The 19,691-nt window shown below is 36.0% G+C and carries 20 protein-coding genes, 1 pseudogene and 2 riboswitches; of the genes and pseudogenes, 9 read left to right on the top strand and 12 right to left on the bottom strand.

Going from position 1 to position 19,691, the window contains the following annotated elements; translation table 11 throughout:
• Nucleotides 1-21 precede the first annotated feature (21 nt).
• A complete protein-coding gene (locus Q5760_RS13445) occupies nt 22-678 on the bottom strand; it encodes a GntR family transcriptional regulator (RefSeq protein ID WP_428908153.1) in 657 nt (218 codons plus the stop codon).
• A 255-nt stretch (nt 679-933) separates the two neighbouring features.
• On the opposite strand from Q5760_RS13445, the gene Q5760_RS13440 reads away from it, so the two are divergent.
• The 3 genes from Q5760_RS13440 to Q5760_RS13430 are packed head-to-tail and all read left to right on the top strand — an operon-like array spanning nt 934 to nt 3,510.
• Nucleotides 934-1,932, top strand: a complete 999-nt coding sequence (locus Q5760_RS13440) for an ABC transporter ATP-binding protein (RefSeq protein WP_428908152.1) — start codon at nt 934-936, stop codon at nt 1,930-1,932.
• The gene (locus tag Q5760_RS13435; RefSeq protein WP_428908151.1) at nt 1,929-2,720 is read left to right on the top strand and encodes an ABC transporter permease; all 792 of its coding nucleotides are present in this window, start codon (nt 1,929-1,931) and stop codon (nt 2,718-2,720) included. Before Q5760_RS13440 ends, Q5760_RS13435 begins: the two co-directional genes overlap by 4 nt.
• A 4-nt stretch (nt 2,721-2,724) precedes the next feature.
• Complete coding sequence (locus Q5760_RS13430) at nt 2,725-3,510, top strand: ABC transporter permease (protein WP_428908150.1); 786 nt, start codon at nt 2,725-2,727, stop codon at nt 3,508-3,510.
• A 33-nt stretch (nt 3,511-3,543) separates the two neighbouring features.
• On the opposite strand, the gene Q5760_RS13425 is transcribed toward Q5760_RS13430, so the two are convergent.
• The 3 genes from Q5760_RS13425 to sfsA all read right to left on the bottom strand — a co-directional run bounded on the left by Q5760_RS13425 (nt 3,544) and on the right by sfsA (nt 6,148).
• A complete protein-coding gene (locus tag Q5760_RS13425) occupies nt 3,544-4,344 on the bottom strand; it encodes a TatD family hydrolase (protein WP_428912579.1) in 801 nt (266 codons plus the stop codon).
• A gap of 19 nt (nt 4,345-4,363) precedes the next feature.
• A complete protein-coding gene (gene hprK / locus Q5760_RS13420) occupies nt 4,364-5,290 on the bottom strand; it encodes an HPr(Ser) kinase/phosphatase (protein WP_428908149.1) in 927 nt (308 codons plus the stop codon).
• 171 nt (nt 5,291-5,461) lie between these two features.
• The gene (gene sfsA / locus Q5760_RS13415) at nt 5,462-6,148 is read right to left on the bottom strand and encodes a DNA/RNA nuclease SfsA (RefSeq protein ID WP_428908148.1); all 687 of its coding nucleotides are present in this window, start codon (nt 6,146-6,148) and stop codon (nt 5,462-5,464) included.
• A 252-nt stretch (nt 6,149-6,400) separates the two neighbouring features.
• Here sfsA and Q5760_RS13410 point away from each other — a divergent pair, with 252 nt between their 5' ends.
• On the top strand, nt 6,401-6,937 hold the full coding sequence (locus Q5760_RS13410; protein WP_428908147.1) for a hydrolase: 537 nt from the start codon (nt 6,401-6,403) through the stop codon (nt 6,935-6,937).
• Between the two features lie 47 nt (nt 6,938-6,984).
• Here the strand turns inward: Q5760_RS13410 and Q5760_RS13405 are convergent, their stop codons facing one another.
• A complete protein-coding gene (locus tag Q5760_RS13405; protein WP_428908146.1) occupies nt 6,985-7,560 on the bottom strand; it encodes a hypothetical protein in 576 nt (191 codons plus the stop codon).
• A gap of 293 nt (nt 7,561-7,853) precedes the next feature.
• Here Q5760_RS13405 and Q5760_RS13400 point away from each other — a divergent pair, with 293 nt between their 5' ends.
• The 4 genes from Q5760_RS13400 to pabB all read left to right on the top strand — a co-directional run bounded on the left by Q5760_RS13400 (nt 7,854) and on the right by pabB (nt 13,020).
• A complete protein-coding gene (locus tag Q5760_RS13400) occupies nt 7,854-8,750 on the top strand; it encodes an EamA family transporter (RefSeq protein WP_428908145.1) in 897 nt (298 codons plus the stop codon).
• A gap of 96 nt (nt 8,751-8,846) precedes the next feature.
• Nucleotides 8,847-8,947, top strand: a riboswitch (purine riboswitch).
• Nucleotides 8,948-9,241: 294 nt separating this feature from the next.
• On the top strand, nt 9,242-10,537 hold the full coding sequence (locus tag Q5760_RS13395) for an NCS2 family permease (RefSeq protein WP_428908144.1): 1,296 nt from the start codon (nt 9,242-9,244) through the stop codon (nt 10,535-10,537).
• Between the two features lie 151 nt (nt 10,538-10,688).
• Nucleotides 10,689-11,252 (top strand): anthranilate synthase component II, encoded by a 564-nt coding sequence (locus Q5760_RS13390; RefSeq protein WP_428912578.1) that lies wholly within the window; start codon nt 10,689-10,691, stop codon nt 11,250-11,252.
• A 16-nt stretch (nt 11,253-11,268) separates the two neighbouring features.
• Nucleotides 11,269-13,020 carry an aminodeoxychorismate synthase component I gene (gene pabB / locus Q5760_RS13385; protein ID WP_428908143.1) on the top strand — a complete coding sequence of 584 codons (1,752 nt, stop codon included), beginning with the start codon at nt 11,269-11,271 and terminating at the stop codon, nt 13,018-13,020.
• Between the two features lie 41 nt (nt 13,021-13,061).
• On the opposite strand, the gene Q5760_RS13380 is transcribed toward pabB, so the two are convergent.
• The 4 genes and pseudogenes from Q5760_RS13380 to queF all read right to left on the bottom strand — a co-directional run bounded on the left by Q5760_RS13380 (nt 13,062) and on the right by queF (nt 15,441).
• A complete protein-coding gene (locus Q5760_RS13380) occupies nt 13,062-13,715 on the bottom strand; it encodes a DsbA family oxidoreductase (RefSeq protein WP_428912577.1) in 654 nt (217 codons plus the stop codon).
• Between the two features lie 147 nt (nt 13,716-13,862).
• Nucleotides 13,863-14,402, bottom strand: a complete 540-nt coding sequence (locus Q5760_RS13375; protein ID WP_428908142.1) for a VUT family protein — start codon at nt 14,400-14,402, stop codon at nt 13,863-13,865.
• 49 nt (nt 14,403-14,451) lie between these two features.
• Nucleotides 14,452-14,777 (bottom strand): annotated as a pseudogene (locus Q5760_RS13370) (7-cyano-7-deazaguanine synthase); the annotation flags it as partial.
• A 163-nt stretch (nt 14,778-14,940) separates the two neighbouring features.
• Nucleotides 14,941-15,441 carry a preQ(1) synthase gene (gene queF / locus Q5760_RS13365; RefSeq protein WP_428908141.1) on the bottom strand — a complete coding sequence of 167 codons (501 nt, stop codon included), beginning with the start codon at nt 15,439-15,441 and terminating at the stop codon, nt 14,941-14,943.
• A 123-nt stretch (nt 15,442-15,564) separates the two neighbouring features.
• Nucleotides 15,565-15,611, bottom strand: a riboswitch (PreQ1 riboswitch).
• Nucleotides 15,612-15,851: 240 nt separating this feature from the next.
• On the opposite strand from queF, the gene Q5760_RS13360 reads away from it, so the two are divergent.
• The gene (locus Q5760_RS13360; RefSeq protein ID WP_428908140.1) at nt 15,852-16,616 is read left to right on the top strand and encodes a S1C family serine protease; all 765 of its coding nucleotides are present in this window, start codon (nt 15,852-15,854) and stop codon (nt 16,614-16,616) included.
• A gap of 123 nt (nt 16,617-16,739) precedes the next feature.
• On the opposite strand, the gene Q5760_RS13355 is transcribed toward Q5760_RS13360, so the two are convergent.
• The 3 genes from Q5760_RS13355 to Q5760_RS13345 all read right to left on the bottom strand — a co-directional run bounded on the left by Q5760_RS13355 (nt 16,740) and on the right by Q5760_RS13345 (nt 19,658).
• The gene (locus tag Q5760_RS13355; RefSeq protein ID WP_428908139.1) at nt 16,740-17,873 is read right to left on the bottom strand and encodes a GerMN domain-containing protein; all 1,134 of its coding nucleotides are present in this window, start codon (nt 17,871-17,873) and stop codon (nt 16,740-16,742) included.
• A 290-nt stretch (nt 17,874-18,163) separates the two neighbouring features.
• Entirely contained in the window at nt 18,164-18,907 is a 744-nt protein-coding gene (locus Q5760_RS13350) for an SDR family NAD(P)-dependent oxidoreductase (protein ID WP_428908138.1), read from the bottom strand.
• 124 nt (nt 18,908-19,031) lie between these two features.
• On the bottom strand, nt 19,032-19,658 hold the full coding sequence (locus Q5760_RS13345) for a cyclodeaminase/cyclohydrolase family protein (protein ID WP_428908137.1): 627 nt from the start codon (nt 19,656-19,658) through the stop codon (nt 19,032-19,034).
• Nucleotides 19,659-19,691: the final 33 nt, after the last annotated feature.

Below are 19,691 nucleotides of genomic sequence, written 5' to 3'. Positions count from 1 at the left end.
TGCAAACACTCCTTTTTGTTTTTAGTGATTTAATAGTCCCATATATTGTATTAAATTATTTTTCGTTCGTAAAATATGATATTCCACTGCAGAGCGCAGTTCAGAAGGGTCTCCTCTTAAAACCGCTTCATAAATCATGCGATGCTCCTTCTGAGTTTCGTGATAATAATCTACAAGAAGACTAGGAGCAATTGGAGAAATTCCAAGGGTTTCAACCATTTTTTGTACTCTTGGCCACGGGCAACCGCTTCTCAAGGTTTTATGAAAAGTAGCGTTAAGTTGGATATATAGATCATTTGTCTGATCGGAAATTTCCAATTCTTCCATTTTATTAAGCGTATCTTTCAATTGTTCTTTATCTTCATTAGTTAGAAACGGGAGTGATTTTTCAACTGCCAGACCTTCTAAAAGTGAGCGAGTATGATAGATTTCTTCAATATCTTCACGTGTAATCGGTGTCACAACAGCTCCTTTATGTGGAACTAATTCGACCAAACCCTCACTTTGAAGCTGTGTTAGAGCAGCTCTTATGGGCATTCGACTGACATTTAATTTTTCTGCCCACTCTTCTTGAACTAACCGTTCTCCATTTTTTAAGGTACCATTTAAAATGGCGTTCCTTAAACTTTTCGTCACGGAATGAACAATCGTTGATTTTTCCGTTTTATCATATTCCAATTGTTCACCATCTCCTTTTAATTGGATCCAATTTATTAGAATATAGCACCCTTTCACTCAATTTGCAAAGAAAAATTCTGAAAATTGGATCCATTTTATTTAGACTTGATTATACTCAATCCTTCACAAGCAACAGACTTGCTAAGAAATAATTGTCACGTTAAAATTAAATTTTGGTTGTAAGTTGTAATTTTTTTGGAGGTGCCAGACTTCTAATAACTGGAAGGTGCCTGTCACCCAACTAGGAGGATCCACATGAATGTAATAGAAGTTAGGAATTTGCGCAAGGAATTTAAGTCGTATTCGAGTCGGTCCGGATTGGCTGGTGCGTTTCGAGATTTATTTACGAGGAATTATAAAATTCATGCAGCGGTAGATGATATTTCCTTAACGGTTAAACAGGGAGAAATGATTGGATACATTGGAGAAAATGGAGCAGGAAAATCTACCACAATTAAAATGTTAACAGGGATTTTAACTCCAACCTCTGGAAATATCATTGTCAATGGAATGAATCCACATAAACAGCGGGAAGAGTTCGTTCGCACGATTGGTGTTGTTTTCGGACAGCGTTCCCAGCTTTGGTGGGATATCGCTGTTCAAGAGTCCTTCCGACTATTGAAGAAAGTGTATCGTGTATCCGATGAAGATTATAATCGTCATATGGGCCATGTCATTGAGACGTTGGAAATTGGTCCTTTATTAGACAAGCCTGTTAGAAAGCTTTCATTAGGGCAACGGATGCGTTGCGAATTAGCCGCAGCACTTGTTCATAATCCTCCTCTTTTATTTTTAGATGAACCAACGATCGGTCTTGATGTGTTAGTAAAGTTAAAGATTCGTAACTTTCTAAAGGAAATTAATGAACAATATAAAACAACGATTCTATTAACCACACATGATTTAACCGATATTGAGGCTCTTTGTGAGAGAGTTGTTTTATTAGACGAAGGAAAAATTATTTATGATGGAAAACTCAGTCAACTACAGACGCAGGCTATTGAAGGAAAACAAGTAGAGTTTGAATTTTTAACAGAAGTCCCCTTTGACCAGTTACCAAATACTGAGAGGGTTCAATGGCAACAAAAAGATGGGACCACTTGGCTTGCCACCATACAAGGAGACGAGCGAATGTTGTCCCAGTTTATCAGTGATGTGATACACCGAAACCCCATTCAAAATGTGAGAGTAAATGAAGTATCGACAGAAGAGATCGTTCGTAAAATTTATGAAGAAGGAATGGCTTTTTCATGAGTATGTATTGGGAAATGATTCGAATTCGTTTTTTGATGATGCTGGCTTATCGGACGAACTATTATAGCGGAATTTTAATTTATAGTATTAACATTGGGGCGTATTATTTTTTATGGTCCGCGATTTATGGAAATCAATCAGAAATCCAGGGTTTGTCTGTAATCCAAATGACAACCTATGTTGCGATTGCTTGGATGGCGAGAGCATTTTACTTTAATAATATAGATCGAGAAATTGCTGCAGAAATTCAAGACGGGAAAGTGGCAATTGAAATGATTCGTCCCTACAGCTATTTAGGCATGAAAACCATGCAGGCCTTAGGAGAAGGAGTATTTCGGTTATTGTTCTTCTCTGTTCCTGGTATGATCATTGTCGCTCTAATCTTTCCTATTACGTTTTCTGCTAATCTGATGACATGGTTGTTTTTCTTTGTATCGATTCTGTTTAGCTTTATTGTGAACACACAAATTAACTTGCTTACAGGAATCATGACCTTTTTTTTCTTTAATAATGCAGGATTAATTCGTGCCAAACGAGTGGTAATTGATTTATTTTCTGGTTTGTTGCTGCCGATCTCGTTCTATCCCTTATGGGCTCAAGATCTGATGCAGTTTTTACCTTTTCAAGCGATCAGCTATGTTCCTAGTATGATTTTTACAGAAGGATTTATCGGAAATGAAATATATCAAGCATTGTTTTTACAACTGGTTTGGGCTGTGTTGCTGTTGATACCGATTAAACTGTTATGGATTCTAGCGAAAAAACAATTGATTGTTCAAGGAGGCTAACAGAATGTTTTATTTTACGCTGTTTTTTCAATATGCCTCTCAATATTTAAAAACAAGATTGACCTACCGTGTTGATACAGTCATAGAAATTCTTTCGGATTTTTTATCACAAGCGATCAATTTAATTTTTATATTAGTCGTGTTTGGTCATACCCAGCTCTTAGGTGGCTGGAATCGAGAGGAAATTATATTTATATACGGTTTTTTCCTTATCCCCTATGCTTTATTCTCTGCTTTTTTTAATATTTGGGATTTTAATGAGCGCTATATTGTGAAGGGAGAAATGGATCGAGTATTAACGCGTCCTGTCCATAGTTTGTTTCAGATTATTATGGAACGAATGGAGTTGGAATCTTTATTTGGAGTGGTTACGGGATTTGTGGTTATGGCTTATGCAGGAGCTAAACTTGGATTAACGTTTGAATGGTTTGATGTGTTGATTTTTATTCTCATGGTGATTGGTGGAATGTTGATTTATGGTGGCATCTTTATTTCCATTGCCACGATTGGATTTTGGTCAGATAGTCGTACCGACATTATGCCAACGATGTATAATATTTCAAACTATGGACGTTATCCTGTTGATATTTACCATAAGGTCATTCGCTTTGTCCTAACATGGATCTTACCCTTTGCTTTTGTTGGAGTCTATCCTGCTTCTTATTTTTTACAAAAACAAGAATGGTACGGATATGCCTTCTTAACCCCCATAATGGGAATCGTATTTTTCGGCATATCCATCTTCCTATGGAATACCGGCGTAAAAAAATACCGTGGTGCAGGAAATTAATGAACTTCCAAAAAATGTAAGGTGCCAGGCACCTTACATTTTTTGGAAGTTATAAAACGCTTTCGTATTCCCGTGGATGATTTCTGCCATTTCCATTTTAGAAAGTTGTTTAAGCCTAGCAATGATTTCAATAGATTGACTCATCATTTGAGGATGAGTCATTTTTCCTGTAAAGGGACCTTCAAACGGCCATGGTCCATCCGTTTCAACCATAATCTGTTCTAGAGGGTAATGAGTCACTAACTTTTGAATTTTTTCCTTATATACAATTTCAGGGGTAACGGAAATAAAATAACCATTTTCAGCCATACGTGAAATTGTGATATCATCCCCTTTAAACCAATGGAAGTGGGCTTTTGTAACTGAATGTCTTTCCAAAAGGTCACATACAACAGGAGCATCCTCATAGATTGCGTGTAATACGATTGGTTTATCTACCCTTTTGGCTAATCGGATAAATACCTCGAGCAATTCCATATACTGACGATATTGATCACTAGTTACTTCCCCATCTTGTCTTAAATAATAAGGCAGACCGACTTCTCCAAATGCTACCATATGTTCTTGGTTGTTCCTCATCCATTCTATTAAATCGTTCATCTCTTCATCAGTGGGAAGATTTTGCTCAGGATGAAATCCAAAAGCTGATTTTACCTTCTGATAGATATTTGACAATTGGAGATTCCGTTTACAGGACTGGAGATCGAATGAAACCGTTACCAGTCCTTCGATTTCATCTGAACCTGTTAGCATTTTTTCGATTTCATCATTTTTATACTGATCTAAGTGAATGTGAGCATCGATCATTTTCAATGGGTGACAGGCACCATCCATTTTCTGGAAATCAGCAGCCTCAAATCTTTTCAAATTCTGCCTCCAATCGACTATAAAAGTCTTCTGCAGCACTGTATCCTTGTTGTCTTAAAAACCAATTATTTGCTGCGGCCTCAATTAAACCTGCTACATCACGACCGGGTTGAAGTTGGATTTCCACCGAGGGGATTTTAACTCCAAGGTAGTCCGTATATGTAGGCTCTTGCTCTAATTCATTATTAAGGGCATCTTTCTCCCATTTCGTCAAATGAATTTCTAGCGCAATCCGAGTTTCATTTTGAAAGGCTTTTTGACCATATGAACGAACCACATTTAATAACCCAATACTACGTAAGGCCAAAAATTCTTTTGTTTTCTCATCGTGTGTTCCTAATAGAGTCTGGGAACTAAGCTTTTTTAAGATGACGACATCATCAGCTACTAATCGGTGTCCACGTCCAATAAGCGTGTGTGCGGTTTCACTTTTACCAACACCTGAATCTCCGCGAATTAAGATGCCAATTCCATACACATTAACACAAACTCCATGAACAGCAATTTCAGGAGCTAATTGTTTGACCATATACGCATCTAGTTTTGCCATAAAGTCTGTCGTATTTGTAGGTTCATTAGTCAGCAGCAATGGGATATTGTGTTCTTTACAATGATGTTTTAAATAGGTGAGACCATCTTCACTTGCTGTGACAATAAAACACGGCGGATGATACTGGACGATATTTCCGATCCGGGTTTTTCGTTCCTCATGACTTAATTTATGTAAATACGTGACTTCTTTTATTCCTAATATTTGTACTCGCTCAGTTGGAAAAAAATCAAAATGACCAACAAATTCCAAACCTGGGCGATGAGACCGAGGTTGAGTAATATCTGTTTTAAGTTGGTTTTCCCCTACCAATACTTTTAAAGAAAATCTATTAACCAAGTGTTCTATCGTTAACTTTTTCACTTTTATGTTCTCCATTCCTCAATTTCTTCTATTCCCTATTATACTTAAAAAAGAGGAAATCTACATCTATAAAACGTCCTATTTAGTCAGAAAATTTAAACTTTTATACGAATCAAATTAATAAACAAAAACCCACTTTAGTTTCCAAATTCTTGATGGTGCCTGGCACCTTTATAATTGTACAGAAACCGGTTGATTTAAAATTAGTTCATTATCCCTGACAATGGTATCATAGGCCAAAATCCGTACACCCTGGGCTGAGGCTTGAATTAAGGCATCTGTAAAAAGAGGATCCACTTCTTTGTTAGGGGCAAAAGCAGTACATCCTTTCATCTGAATAACAAATAGGATAGTGCATGAATAGCCGTCTTGAACGGCTTTTGCTAATTCTAGTACATGTTTCGTCCCTCTTGTTGTTGGAGCGTCAGGAAACAAAGCCATGCCATTTCTCTCTAGAGTGACACCTTTAACTTCTATAAAGCCTTTTCCTCGTTCATTTTCATAATAAAGATCAAACCGAGAATCCCCATAAGTTACTTCTCTTTTTACTGATTTAATATGATTGAATTCTGATAGGCTTTCAGTCTTTAACGCTTCAAACACTACTAAATTTGGAGCTTGAGAATCGATATTTACTAAACGCCCTTCCTTTTTCACAGAAATGAGCGAGAACTTTGTCTTTCGGTTTGGATTATTGCTGTACTCCAAAAGAACTTCAGCGCCTGTTCGAAGTAGTTCCGTTAATCGACCTGTATTTTTGATATGAACCTCCTCTTTCACACCCTTAATATACACCTCAGCAATAAACCGATTAACCTTTCGTATGAATTGACCTTGTACCATTTTTCCATATATCATTCCTTCACATCCGATCTCTATTATATTTGAAAAAGGTGCGTGGTAAACATTTATTTTCTGGATGATACCACACATCCACTTTTTATTTCACAGGTTACTACAATTCTTGTAATCCCTTTAATAATGAGGTAAAAGTAGTAGGAAATGAGAATGTAAAAACTTTTAGATCCTTATTTTTTAATTGGTCTATCATAATCACCATACGATATAATGAATGGAGGTAAAAATCCGGATAAAAAAGGAGAGATTCATTTGTTTACTGTTGAAGAAGCATGTCTAATTGTTATAGATGTTCAAGGAAAATTAGCTAATATTGTAAATGAGAGTGAAACGATAATCAGTAATATCGCAAAGCTAGTACAATCCATGAAGGTTCTGAATGTTCCCGTGATTTGGATGGAACAGAATCCATCTCGTTTAGGCGGTACAAAGTCTGAAATTGCCCAATATATGACAGGAAAACCGATTGAGAAAATGGATTTTAATGGTTGCTTAAATGATGATGTACAAGCCGCAATTAAAGAAAGTGGACGAACCAAATTTTTGATAACAGGAATTGAAACACATATATGTATCTACCAAACCGCCCGTGCTTTAAAATCCCAAGGTTATGAAGTCGAAGTTGTGGTTGATGCGGTTTCTTCACGTACAAAGGAAAATAAAGAAATTGGAATAACAAAAATGCAATCTCTCGGCATTTTACCAACCAGTACAGAAATGATTTTATATGAACTCCTCCAAACAGGAGAACATGAAAAATTCAAGGAAATTTTGAAGTTGGTCAAATAAGATGGTGCCAGGCACCTTCCATTTTATGGGAGGTGCCCTGAACACTTTTAAATCTTTATATTCTCTAAAATATTTTCTGTTTTTGCTCGAAATACCGGGTATTTGTGATTATTTAATTTTATGGTTTCTCCTTTCTGTTGCTCGAATCCGATTTTGGGTAATAATTTCTCTCCATCTGCACTAACTGCGAAAGCGCCGACTTCCTTGATCGTTATACCTTTTGTTTTAAGTCGATTTAATTCTCTTGGTATGTCTTTTATCAGTTTACTCGCATACTCTTTTCTATTATCATCGTATATATCCACAATAATTGTAATCAAATAAAGGTATACTTTTTTTGATTGAGAATAGTCTAGAATATAATCTGCTATCTCATTTTCTTCCAAAGTACCTTCTAAGACCGCATGATAATTGGATTCAGTTAAAGGAAAAAAACCGTAAATTCCTTTTATGTCATCTCTCGTTTTATAGATTCGATACACCTCTGGGTTTCGCTTTATAATTTTCTTTAAATATTCAGGAGATACATGCCACTCCTTCGGATAAATCTGATTATTTAATTTAGCCATATTTTCGGCATCTGTTAATATCGCAGTTGTGACGATGTTGTCATTTTGATTCATTGTCTTTACCTCATTCGTAATATTATTTCATTAAAATAAAAATCAAAGTTTCTTTTGAACTATTCCTTTAGAGTATTTCCTATCTGGATGGTGCCTCTCACCTTTCACTTTATTATAATCATTCTAAGGTTTACAATTAATTTTTTCATTATATAATATATATGATAAATCAATAAGAAATAAAAGTTGCGAAGTTTCGTAACAAGTGGATTTTTTAAGTTAATGTTAACTTTTTCGCCACTCACCCTTTTAAAGGGTGAGTGGCTTTAGTTCGTATTAAAGGAGGTATTCTTGTGGGGATTTGGAGATACGCACTCCTTGTCTTTTTAGGAGGCTGTTCGTATGGGGTTGTTTCAACCTTTATAAAAATTGCTTACAGCCTTGGATTTAGCATCAATGATGTAACAGGTTCTCAGTATTTCTTTGGTGCCCTTATGTTGTGGATAGCGACCGTCATGATCCGCAAAAAAAGTGCACTGACCTTTAAACAATGGTTGATTTTACTCGTTAGTGGAATCCCTATGGGGGCTACGGGGATTTTTTATAACCATTCACTTGAAACCATTCATGCTTCTTTAGCTATTATTCTATTATTACAGTTTACTTGGATTGGGATTGTTATCCAATATATTTGTGAAAGAAAAAAACCGACTAAATTGAATATCATTGCAACCATCATTATTTTATTTGGGTCGGTGTTGGCTTCTAATTTATTAGCGAGTTCCATCAGCCTATCGTGGGTGGGGATTGGTTGGGGACTTTTATCCGGACTGTCGTTTGCAACTTTTATCTATGTAAGTGGTAAGGCAACGATTCCCGTACACCCGATCAAAAAAAGTGCTATCATGTGTACGGGAGCATTCTTGTTTATCTCTATATTCTTACCACCTACTTTTTTTGTAAATGGTTCTCTTTTAGAGGGATTATTTCCATACGCTATTTATTTTGCCTTTTTTGGATCCCTACTTCCTCCATTATTATTTAATGTTGGAATGCCCAAAGTTGGAAGTTCTCTAGGAAATATTTTAAGTGCCTCAGAATTACCGACTGCTGTCTTGATGTCGACCCTTGTTCTTAAAGAGTCTGTTACATACTACCAATGGCTTGGCGTTTTTGTCATACTTATCGGGATTGCTTTTCCAATCATAAAAAAACCAGAACGTATGAAATTGAAGAAAAACGTAAGTTAAAGGAAAACCATTTATTGAATTACATGAATTTATTAACATCATGAATGATTGGAAGTTTTTGTTGACGACATCACTTTGACTTGCTATTATTTTTCTATTGTTTTGTTTTATATTCCTTGTATAAGTTCAAGAATACGGCTTGAACGTTTCTACCAGCTACCGTTAATAGCTTGTCTACAAGTTTTGAAAAATAGTCGTTCTATTTTCATTCCATTTGCAGATAAAACTTTGGCATGCTTGTAGCCAAGGTTTTTTTTATGTCTGAAAGCAAAATCATAAAGCAGTGGAAATGTGGAAACTTATTAACAGGACTGATTCCGTATATTATTGATCCCGTTTTAACGGACAGTAAGACTCCCACCCCAAGATTCTAAAGAAATTAATGAGGAGTTCAACTGCTCGTAAAACCCGAAAAGAACAAAACCATCAGTGAAAGTGTGAAGTCACTGATGTAGTTTTCACTATATTTACAGAATGGAGAGTCAAACACCATGAAGAATTTTTTTCATTTTACAGAACGGGGAACCTCCTATAAAAAAGAGATATTAGCAGGAATCACCACTTTTCTATCGATCGCCTATATTTTAGTTGTAAATCCCCTTATTTTAGGCCAATCAGGGATGGATCAAGGAGCCGTATTTACGGCTACAGCTTTGACTGCAATCATTGGTTCAATCCTTATTGGACTACTTGCAAATTATCCGATAGCCATTGCTCCTAGTATGGGATTAAATTCATTTTTTACTTTTTCTGTTTGTATTGGAATGGGGATTCGTTGGGAAGTAGCGTTAACAGGAGTTTTTATTGCTGGGATTATTTTTATGATTTTAAGCTTAATGAAAATCAGGGAAAAAATCATTAATGCCATTCCTAAGGATTTAAAGCACGCTATCGCTGCTGGAATTGGATTTTTCATTGCGTTTATTGGGTTTAAAAATGCTGGTATCATTGTTGGCAATCCAGATACTTTTGTGACAATCGGAGATTTGACTTCTACTGGAACAGCCTTAGCTATTATTGGGTTAATATTTACAATTGCTATGTTAGTACGAGGGATTAACGGTGCTATCTTTTATGGAATGGTCATTACAACCATCATTGGGATGATTATTGGATTTATTCATATTCCTTCTTCCATTATAGGATCTATTCCTAGCTTAGAACCAACTTTTGGTGTAGTGTTCATGAACTTAGATCAAATTTTTAGCCCTGAAGTGTTGGCCGTGATTTTCACCTTCTTATTCGTTGCCTTTTTTGATACAGCGGGTGCACTTATTGCCTTAACAAGTCAAGCTGGGATTATGAAAAACAACGAAATCCCTAAGATAGGAAAAGCCTTACTTGCCGATTCTTCAGCTGGTGCTATTGGGGCTATTTTAGGGACTTCAACTCCAGCGACAAGTGTAGAATCTTCTTCTGGAATTGCTGTTGGGGGTCGAACAGGTTTTACTTCCATTGTCGTTGCGATTTGTTTTGGAATTGCTTTATTCTTTTCTCCTATTCTTTCTGTTATCACAACAGAGGTTACAGCTCCTGCCCTAATCATTGTTGGGGCGTTAATGGCAATGGATATTCGAAATATTGACTGGAGTAAAATTGAAATCGTCATTCCAGCCTTTTTAACCATTATTATGATGCCTCTTACATCCAGCGTCGCTTTTGGATTAGCTTTCGGATTTATTCTTTATCCATTAACACTTATAGCTCAGAAACGTTTTAAAGAAATTCATCCGATCATGTATGTACTCTGCGTATTGTTTATTTTATATTTTATCTTTATTGCCTAACCTAAAAAAAGTGACAGGTACTTCCATTTTATGGATGGTGCCTGTCACCTTTATGTATTACGCATTTTTTTATGCTAGTGGAATTCATTCGTAACTCTAGTCTATAATAAGTTCTGTGCAACAGTCTAAAAGAAATGGAGTAAGAAGTAAAGTGATTTTAGTAATCGATAATTATGACTCATTTACATTCAACTTAGTTCAATATATTAAAAAAATAGGTGAAGATGTCGTCGTTCTTCGAAATAACGAAGTGTCATTAAAAGACATCGAAGCCTTAAAACCAGATCATATTCTTATATCTCCAGGACCCGGAAATCCTAATTCAGCTGGACTCTGCCTAGATATTGTAAAAAAATTCCATGAATATATCCCAATCTTAGGCGTTTGCTTAGGTCATCAAATTATCGCACAGGCTTTCGGCGGGATCGTCAGAAAAGCTCATAAACCCATGCATGGAAAAATTTCCCTTTTATACCACGATGAAAGTCATATTTTCGACTGTATTCCTTCTCCCATTCAGGCGACAAGATATCATTCATTGGTCGTGGATGAATCTACCCTCCCTAACTGTTTAGAAATTAGTGCAAAAAGTGAAGACGGTCAAATCATGGCTATACGCCATAAAACGTTTCGTGTAGAAGGCGTTCAATTCCATCCTGAAGCAATTTTGACTGAACATGGTCTACAATTGATCGAAAACTTTTTCAAAAAATAATCGAAAAGGAGCAAAAATGAAAACAAACCGTAACCAAATAGAGCCCCTCTTATCTTTCGAGTTTGCTACAGCTACTGGAAAGATCAAACCTTTAACATTTTATAACCCTATTCAATTGGTGATCGCTAACACGATCGAAGAGGTATTACCATGTTTTCAACAAATTCAAAATGCCATAGATGATGGTTATTATGCTGCTGGTTTTCTATCTTATGAAAGCGCACCTGCGTTTGATTCATCTTATAAGGTGCGAGATGGACAGTCTATGCCCCTACTGTGGTTTGGTATCTTTTCAGAACCACAACCAGTAACTTTAAATGGTTCAGGCAGCTATCAGATTTCTGATTGGAAACCATCTATTGACATGAATGAGTATGAATCTGCTATTAATTCCATTAAGCAATATATTGAAAGTGGGGATACTTACCAAACAAACTATACTATACGTCTCAACTCCAAATTCCAAGGTGATGGTCTTGCTTTTTTTGAGGATCTAAAAAAAGCACAAACCGCTAATTATAGTGCCTATATCAATACAGGAGATTTTCAGATTCTATCTGCTTCACCGGAATTATTTTTTCATTTAAAGGAAGATACGATAAAAACTCGTCCGATGAAAGGAACAATAAAAAGAGGTAAATCGTTTACTGAAGACGAAACAAATGCAAATTGGCTTTACCATTCTGAAAAAAATCGTGCTGAAAATGTTATGATTGTAGATTTGTTGCGAAATGACTTGGGAATGATTGCTAAACCAGGTACCGTTCAAGTTCCAAAGCTATTTGAAATTGAGCATTACCCAACTGTTCATCAAATGACTTCAACGATTACAGCAAAAATAGCAGTCAACAGCTCCTTGTTCGATATTTTCAAAGCTCTTTTTCCATGTGGATCTATTACAGGGGCACCAAAGATTAGCACAATGGATATCATTGCGAACTTAGAAAATACACCTCGTGAAGTATATTGTGGGACCATTGGCTATATAACACCAAATCATGAAGCCATTTTTAATGTCCCGATCCGAACTGTTATTATTGATCAAAAATCAGGCACTGCAACCTATGGGGTTGGCGGAGGAATTACCTGGGATTCTACTACCGAAGGGGAATATGAGGAAATCCTTACAAAAGCAAGCTTGCTTAAAAGGAAGCAGCCTGATTTCCAATTGTTAGAAAGTCTTTTATTAAAAGATGGGCACTATTTCTTACTTGATGAACATCTTAACCGTCTTAAAAATACGGCGAAGTACTTTCAATTTAAAATCAATTTAGAAGAAATAAACGCAGGTTTGCTGCATTTTGCCCGTCAAAATAATTTAGGAGAATTTAAACTTCGGTTATTGATTAACAAAAATGGTGAAAAAGTGATAGAAGGTCAACCGATTCAACCGCCCAAATCGCCTTTACAATTCAAATTATCAGACGAGCCTATAGATAAAGAAAATCCATTTTTATATCATAAAACCACGAATAGATCAGCCTATTCTTATTTTCAAAAGAAATATCCTCATGTTTTTGATGTGTTGCTTTGGAATCAAAATCATGAGTTGACTGAATTTACAAATGGCAATGTCGTCTTGGAAATAGATGGTGAGTATTGGACACCTCCTATCGCCTGTGGATTATTGGCTGGTACATATCGTGAAAAACTATTGCAAGAAGGTAAAGTTCATGAAAAGATATTAACCATTGAAGATTTAAAGAAAAGTAGTAAAATATGGTTCATCAATAGTGTCCGGAAATGGGTAGAAGTAAAACAAATTTAAAATACGAAAGGCACCTTCCACTTTTTGGAAGGTGCCTTTAATTATTTTTCCGGTATTTCACAGCCATCTTTATCGCAGTTAAGTCCGTCTTCGTTGTTTAGAACAACCAATTTATCTTCTGCAATGACTTTTTGTAAGGCTTGAACAAATGCCTCGGTCGGTTGAGCACCAGTTATGGCATACTTTTTATTAATCAGGAAGAAAGGCACACTAGAAATCCCGTACTGACGCGCGGTTTGTTGGTCGTTACGCACGGCATCGGCCATTTCATCACTAGCAAGCATATTCTGAACCCCTTCACGGTCTAGCCCCACTTCAACTGCTAGTTCGGTTAGTGTGTCATAGTCTCCTATATGTTTGGATTCCGTAAAATAAGCATGTAAAATACGCTCAGTCATTTCTTTCATTAACCCTTTTGTTTTAGCATACATGGTTAAACGATGAGCATCAAAAGTATTTGTTTGAATTAACGTATCCATATGATAATCCAATCCAACTTCTTTTGCCATTTTCGCAACATTATCTGTATTGGCTTTTGCTTGAGCAACACTCATACCATATTTCTTTGCTAGAGTCTCGTACATACTCTCTTTTACATCTTTCCCCATCGTTGGGTCCAATTCAAAGCATCGATAGGTTACTTCAATTTGATGATCTATTTGTTTAATAGCGTCCTCCAGACGCCTTTTGCCAATATAGCAAAATGGTCAAGCAAAGTCAGTCCACATTTCAATATGCATCAATATAGCCTCCTAACATTATTCTTCCCTATTATACGAAATAAGGCTATTTTTTACACATTATTTGCTTTACAACAACTTATTTCGAACATTTCAGCGGTCCTATTTAATAATCGATTGAGTTTCATTTATGATTTTCACTTGACTAATCATTAAGGCCCCGATCATTTGCAAGAGGGTTTTTACTAATACTTGCCCAACAATTGCAGCAGGAACAGCTTCCCATGGCATGAAACCAGCTCCAAGTGGACTTAAGCCAATGATTACGAACACAGCTGAGTCAAGAAAGCCCCCAACAATACCGCTATAGAAAACTCGCCATGCTATTGGTAGTTTTAAACGTGAGTAGATTTCTGTATCTGCCGTTTCAGCAATTAAAAAGGAAACTGCAGAAGCAGCAACAATCATTAACGTATCTCCGAGTAAATAAGACGCGAGTGCAGATAAAATTAATGCTGTAAAAATAAATAAATAGGTCTTGCTTCTGCCATATTTATTTTGAACCATATCTCGAAAGATGAATGTTGCTCCAACAAAAATAGTACCCATTGGAATAATGAATATGCCAAAGTGCATTGGAGCAAACCTTGCTGTAACCACATTTGCAATAACTATAGATAGTAAATAAAATAATATTCTCAATACAGTTCCTCCTCAAATTTAGTAGATTGTTTTTTCAAGGGAGCTTAATTCAAAGAGAACGGCTATCGTTCTTTAAACTTAAATACTCATAAAGTCCTCTTTTCTGCAATTGGCATGCCGGATATTCCCCATAGCCATCTGCTATAATTCCGTTATAACAGGTTAGCGTTCTTTCGCGAATAAAGTCTAATCCTCCAAGCTCATCCGTAAGCTCCCAAGTTTGTGCTTTAGTTAACCACATTAAGGGGGTATGAAGAACAAAGGAGTCATCCATTGATAAATTTAAAGTAACATTTATGATTTCATAAAAATATCCAGGCAATCAGGATAACCACTAAAATCTGTTTCACTCACACCGTTTACAATGTGCTTTGCTTATACCCGTCCCGCCCGCCAATGAATACAACGATGGCTTTTTCCCCTTTCACGAATACAACACACTCCCTTATACAAAAAACAGCATCTAAGAAAGATGCTGTTTTTTCTTAGTTTTTTATAGAGGGTCGCTAAAACCTCTTTTCGTATTCACAAAATACTCTTATCGATTATCGACTTTTTCCGGATTCAAATCATGATTCATCAAACGATGGTTGGCCATTTCTTCATATTTTGTACCTGGCTTTCCATAATTGCACCATGGATCAATCGATATTCCCCCACGCGGAGTAAATTTTCCCCAGACTTCAATATATCTCGGATCTAATAATTTGATTAAGTCATTCATGATAATATTGACACAGTCTTCATGGAAATCCCCATGATTTCGGAAACTAAATAAATAAAGTTTCAGTGACTTGCTCTCAACGATTTTTTGATCTGGAATATAGGAAATATACATCGTTGCAAAATCCGGTTGATGAGTCAACGGGCATAAGCTCGTAAACTCGGGGCAATTAAACTTCACAAAATAATCACGATCTTTATGAAGATTATCGACTGCTTCTAAAACTTCGGGTGCATATTCAAATGCATACTTTGTATGTTGATTACCTAATAGTGTTAAATCTTTTAAACCTTCCTCATGTTTTCGACCAGACATAAAAAAACCTCCTTGAAAATGATTCGATCACTTTTTCAAAAAAGGTTCACACTTTTTCTATAAATAACATACAGGAATAAAACCAAAAAGCCATGTCCTAATATGGACATGGCGTATTGTCATGTATCCATAGTTTTTTATAGAGGGTATCAGCTATGAACCTCTCACGAATGTTTCAGAATCTAACTTTTATATATAATATAGGATATGATGATATACGTCAAATAAATTTTGTTTCCTATTTGTGAACTATGGACAACATAGATATTCCTATAATCCTTTGAATTTATTATACAAGAAATCTTGGATTAATCATAATACTTTACTTTACACTGTAATCTCACCTAATATAAAAATTGATTAGACATTAAAGTATAACAAATAGTGCAGTAAAAATAAGGGGAATTCAAATGGACCAAATTAAAAAGGACTTGGATGATGAGAAATTTGAAGAACCAGCTTTTGAGGATTTTTTCCCTACTGAAAAGGAGCAATTGTTAAAAGAAAAAAGTAGAAAATGGAAAGCATTCTTCACCAAAATAATTGCCGTTTGTGTATCACTTGCTATGTTTATCAGTGCGGTACAATTATGGCCACAACTTTTTAACCTCTCCTCTCTTTCTTTTTTACAAAGGTCTACAGAGTTATCTCAGCAAGAAGATATTCAAACTTATAAAAAAGCGGTTGTCACGATTCAAGATATGAATTCTAAAGGAACTGGGTTTAATATTTCAGAAACAGGAATCATTATCACTAATTATCATGTAATTGATAAAATGAATCCTATAACGGTTATTTTTCCAGATGGTAGAATTTTTCATGCAACCCCCATTATTACAGATGAGCAGATTGATTTGGCTATTCTACAACTGGACGGAGAAGATTTACCTTTTCTCTCACTGATAAAACCTGTGAAATGGAATTCCGGGGACCATGTTTATGTTATCGGCAACCCTATGCTCCATAGTCAAATTGTTATAGAAGGCAAAATTTTAGATGGTTCTCATCCTGATTCAGTACTTATGCTCGCTGCACCTATTTATAAAGGGAATAGTGGCAGTCCAGTTATCAATTCCGCTGGAAACGTTGTCGGTGTCATATATGCCAAACAAACGACAGATCAGCCTATTGGCTACGCTATTCCGATTGAAAAGGTCTTGAAAAAGTTGAATTAAATAGGTGGATTTATTTTAAAGAGAGATCTAAAGCTTAGTTTCAGATCTTTAACATAATTTATTAAAAAAGGTGGCAGAAGCTCCCTAATCTCCAGAGGTTTCTGCCACCTTTTTGAAATCACTTTATTGAAGCTTTATAGCCCCATCGATCGATGTTACCGTAAAAAATTCTCCTTTATTCATGGAGATATGCCCAGATGAATAAGGTTTATTATCTATGGAAAGTAATACCTTCTCAACACCATAATAATGACCAAATGTATTAACTACGCTTTGGAGAATCATCGCTTCTACTCCTGAACCAGCCACCAATTCAGTTAAAAAGGCTTGGTTTAAGTCGATATATAAATTATTATCTTGGTTTAAATACAGACTGTTTATTTTCATATTCTTCGTCAGAACTGAACTCAATTTATCTGGGACATTTTCTTTATAGGCCTTTTCTAACATGATTCTAGTAATATCATTGGTTTGAAATGAGACTTCTCTATTACGATAATACATTTGATCGTCATTAATATTTGGAAAAAAAAATGAAACGGTTTGTATAAATGGAACATCTTCTTCTATTTTACTCAAAGAAGAACTAACTTCTGTTCCCTTTGAATGAAATACGGAATGAACTAAACCAATGCCTTTGACATAATAATCAAGGGTTTTTCCATGAGGACCTTCAGTGCTAACCTCAATGGCTTCGTAATCACCAGCTGGAGTTGAAACTTCCGCAGATAAATTGGTTATCGTTCGAACACTTGAATCATTCAATTTCCAAGTGGTTTCTTCTTTTAACGGTTCCATTAATAATACTTCTTCATCCCCACTACCGGTGTTTAAAAGATTTTCCCGATAATAGGCTTCCTCTCTTGAATAAGTTTCTACCAATTTTCCATCTTTTATTTCAACGATGCGGGCTATCACTGTTCCACCATTATCGATTCTTTGCTGTACTTTCTGATCTGAAATATAGTCGATATGAACAACATATGAAGCATATTCATTACCTTGCCCTTCATACACATAACGAACATTTTCTTTTAGTGGATAATATTCTTCAATCGTTGCTATTTCTGTTTCGGTGTTGGGTTCTTTTTCAGCCTCTTTCAATTTATCCTTATTACTTTGATCTTGCTCCTGTTGCTTATGGTCCTCTTGAACTCTATTCGAGGATTCGACATTAGCATTATTTCCACGTTCTAATAGACATCCAGATAAAAGCAAAACAAGTACGGCCAAACAGGTTCCAACATATTTTTTCATCATCATCCACCTCTTTTCAAGTTAATAGAACGATGTCTTCACCCCCCGTTCCCCTTCAAAAAGTAATGGATGCTTGTTATTTATCAAATTTGTAATCCATTACTTTATTCGCTTTTTGCATAGCTAACTCCTTCGCAGCATTGTACAGATAAAAATCTTTATTGATCGTAGAGTCCAATTGTCATCAAAGAAAATCTCCATCAGTAGAGGGGGACTGCTAGTTAAGACAAGATAAATATAGGGCGACAGTCACCTTCCAAAAATGGGTAGATTCCTGTCGCCCTAATTCATTACTGAGCTGTATATCCTCCATCCACTAACAAGTTTGCTCCTGTTACGAATGAGGATTCGTTACTTGCGAGGAAAAGAACCGCGTATGCTACCTCTTCTGGTTTTCCTAGGCGTCCAATTGGATGTAAGGATATTAAGTGTTCCATCATTTCGTCACTCAAATCATCTAATATATTCGTGGTAATGTAACCTGGACATACTGCGTTGACTCTAATTCCTCTATTTGCATAGGTCACTGCAGCTGTACGAGTCATATTCACTACCCCGCCTTTTGCCGCAGCATAAGCAGAAACGGACATTTGGCCAACATGCCCAAGAATCGATGCACAGTTTATAATGGAACCGCCACCATTTTTCTCCATTTCTGGAATAGCATATTTATTACAAAGGAATACACCTGTAAGGTCAACACTGAGCGTGTAGTTCCAATCATCAAGGCTTATACTATCAAGATCTCCCATGCTGCCAACACCGGCATTAGCAAATAGAACATCTAATTTTCCATAAGTATCAACCGTTGTCCCAACAAGATTTTTGACATCTTCTTCTTTAGATACATCGGTTTTGACAAATAGAGCTTCCCCACCCTGCTCCTTGATTTTATTTACAAGCTTTGCTCCTTTTTCCTCATTCCTTGCAGCGATGACCACTTTTGCTCCTTCTTTTGCAAAGAGTACAGCTGTGCTTTCCCCAATCCCAAATGTTCCTCCAGTAATGATAGCAACCTTTCCCTCTAGACGCATGGTTCATTCCTCCATTTTATGTATATAATGTGAAAAAATGTTAATTTATTCACAAGTTACCGGGGATTTAGAAGATATAACATAAACAAACCACAATCATTTTTAGATGCATAGTTTTTATTTTCTATTTAATAAACATTTGTTCCACTTCTTTGTAAATCTTATCAGCCTTTGTTAATCCAACCTTTTCAATTTCAAACAATTCCGTTTCAATTTTATTTTTCAATTCTTCATCTTTCATGATTTTCGTGTTAATTAATACATTCAATTTAGCTCCCTGTAAGGCAGACTTACAGAAGATTACACCTACGCCTACATCACTAATCGCAATTCGCGTGCCTTTTTTTGCATATTCCTCATGTAAAAGGATCGCTTCTAAGCATAACTTTGCAATTTCTAGTGGAACCTTCGATGCATCAACCAATGCTTCTTGTAGTACCTGGTCTTTTTTTTGCTTTTCTTCTTCCGTTGAAGAAGGTAGACCATAGGCTTGTGATAAAGGATAAAATACTTCCGCATCCTTACTCACTAATTCTTTTAACTTTTCCATAATATCTTCAGATTTTTTTAGTAGTTCAATAATATCCTCTTGTACATCTTGATATTTCTTTTTCCCCAATGTTAAATTCCCTACCATACTACCAAGGGCCATACCAATAGCTCCAACATAGGCAGATGCTCCTCCACCTCCAGGTACGGGGGCTTTAGATGAAAGTTCATCTAAAAATTGATTACTACTTTTATCTAACATATGAATCCCTCCAGTGAGAATAGGAAGGTAAAT

Origin of the sequence: Niallia sp. Kr1, assembly GCF_050389805.1 — a bacterium.
In the GTDB taxonomy this organism is placed as follows: domain Bacteria; phylum Bacillota; class Bacilli; order Bacillales; family Cytobacillaceae; genus Bacillus_BD.
This window is presented reverse-complemented; position numbering and strand designations above follow the sequence as displayed.

Bases quoted from the DNA above. Each gene is read 5' to 3' on its own strand.
- Q5760_RS13435 (WP_428908151.1), top strand. From the start codon at position 1,929: ATGAGTATGTATTGGGAAATGATTCGAATTCGTTTTTTGATGATGCTG.
- Q5760_RS13440 (WP_428908152.1), top strand. From the start codon at position 934: ATGAATGTAATAGAAGTTAGGAATTTGCGCAAGGAATTTAAGTCGTAT.
- Q5760_RS13360 (WP_428908140.1), top strand. From the start codon at position 15,852: ATGGACCAAATTAAAAAGGACTTGGATGATGAGAAATTTGAAGAACCA.
- sfsA (WP_428908148.1), bottom strand. From the start codon at position 6,148: ATGATATATGGAAAAATGGTACAAGGTCAATTCATACGAAAGGTTAAT.
- Q5760_RS13350 (WP_428908138.1), bottom strand. From the start codon at position 18,907: ATGCGTCTAGAGGGAAAGGTTGCTATCATTACTGGAGGAACATTTGGG.
- Q5760_RS13395 (WP_428908144.1), top strand. From the start codon at position 9,242: ATGAAGAATTTTTTTCATTTTACAGAACGGGGAACCTCCTATAAAAAA.
- pabB (WP_428908143.1), top strand. From the start codon at position 11,269: ATGAAAACAAACCGTAACCAAATAGAGCCCCTCTTATCTTTCGAGTTT.
- Q5760_RS13425 (WP_428912579.1), bottom strand. From the start codon at position 4,344: ATGGATGGTGCCTGTCACCCATTGAAAATGATCGATGCTCACATTCAC.
- Q5760_RS13430 (WP_428908150.1), top strand. From the start codon at position 2,725: ATGTTTTATTTTACGCTGTTTTTTCAATATGCCTCTCAATATTTAAAA.
- Q5760_RS13355 (WP_428908139.1), bottom strand. From the start codon at position 17,873: ATGAAAAAATATGTTGGAACCTGTTTGGCCGTACTTGTTTTGCTTTTA.
- Q5760_RS13345 (WP_428908137.1), bottom strand. From the start codon at position 19,658: ATGTTAGATAAAAGTAGTAATCAATTTTTAGATGAACTTTCATCTAAA.
- queF (WP_428908141.1), bottom strand. From the start codon at position 15,441: ATGTCTGGTCGAAAACATGAGGAAGGTTTAAAAGATTTAACACTATTA.
- Q5760_RS13405 (WP_428908146.1), bottom strand. From the start codon at position 7,560: ATGAATCAAAATGACAACATCGTCACAACTGCGATATTAACAGATGCC.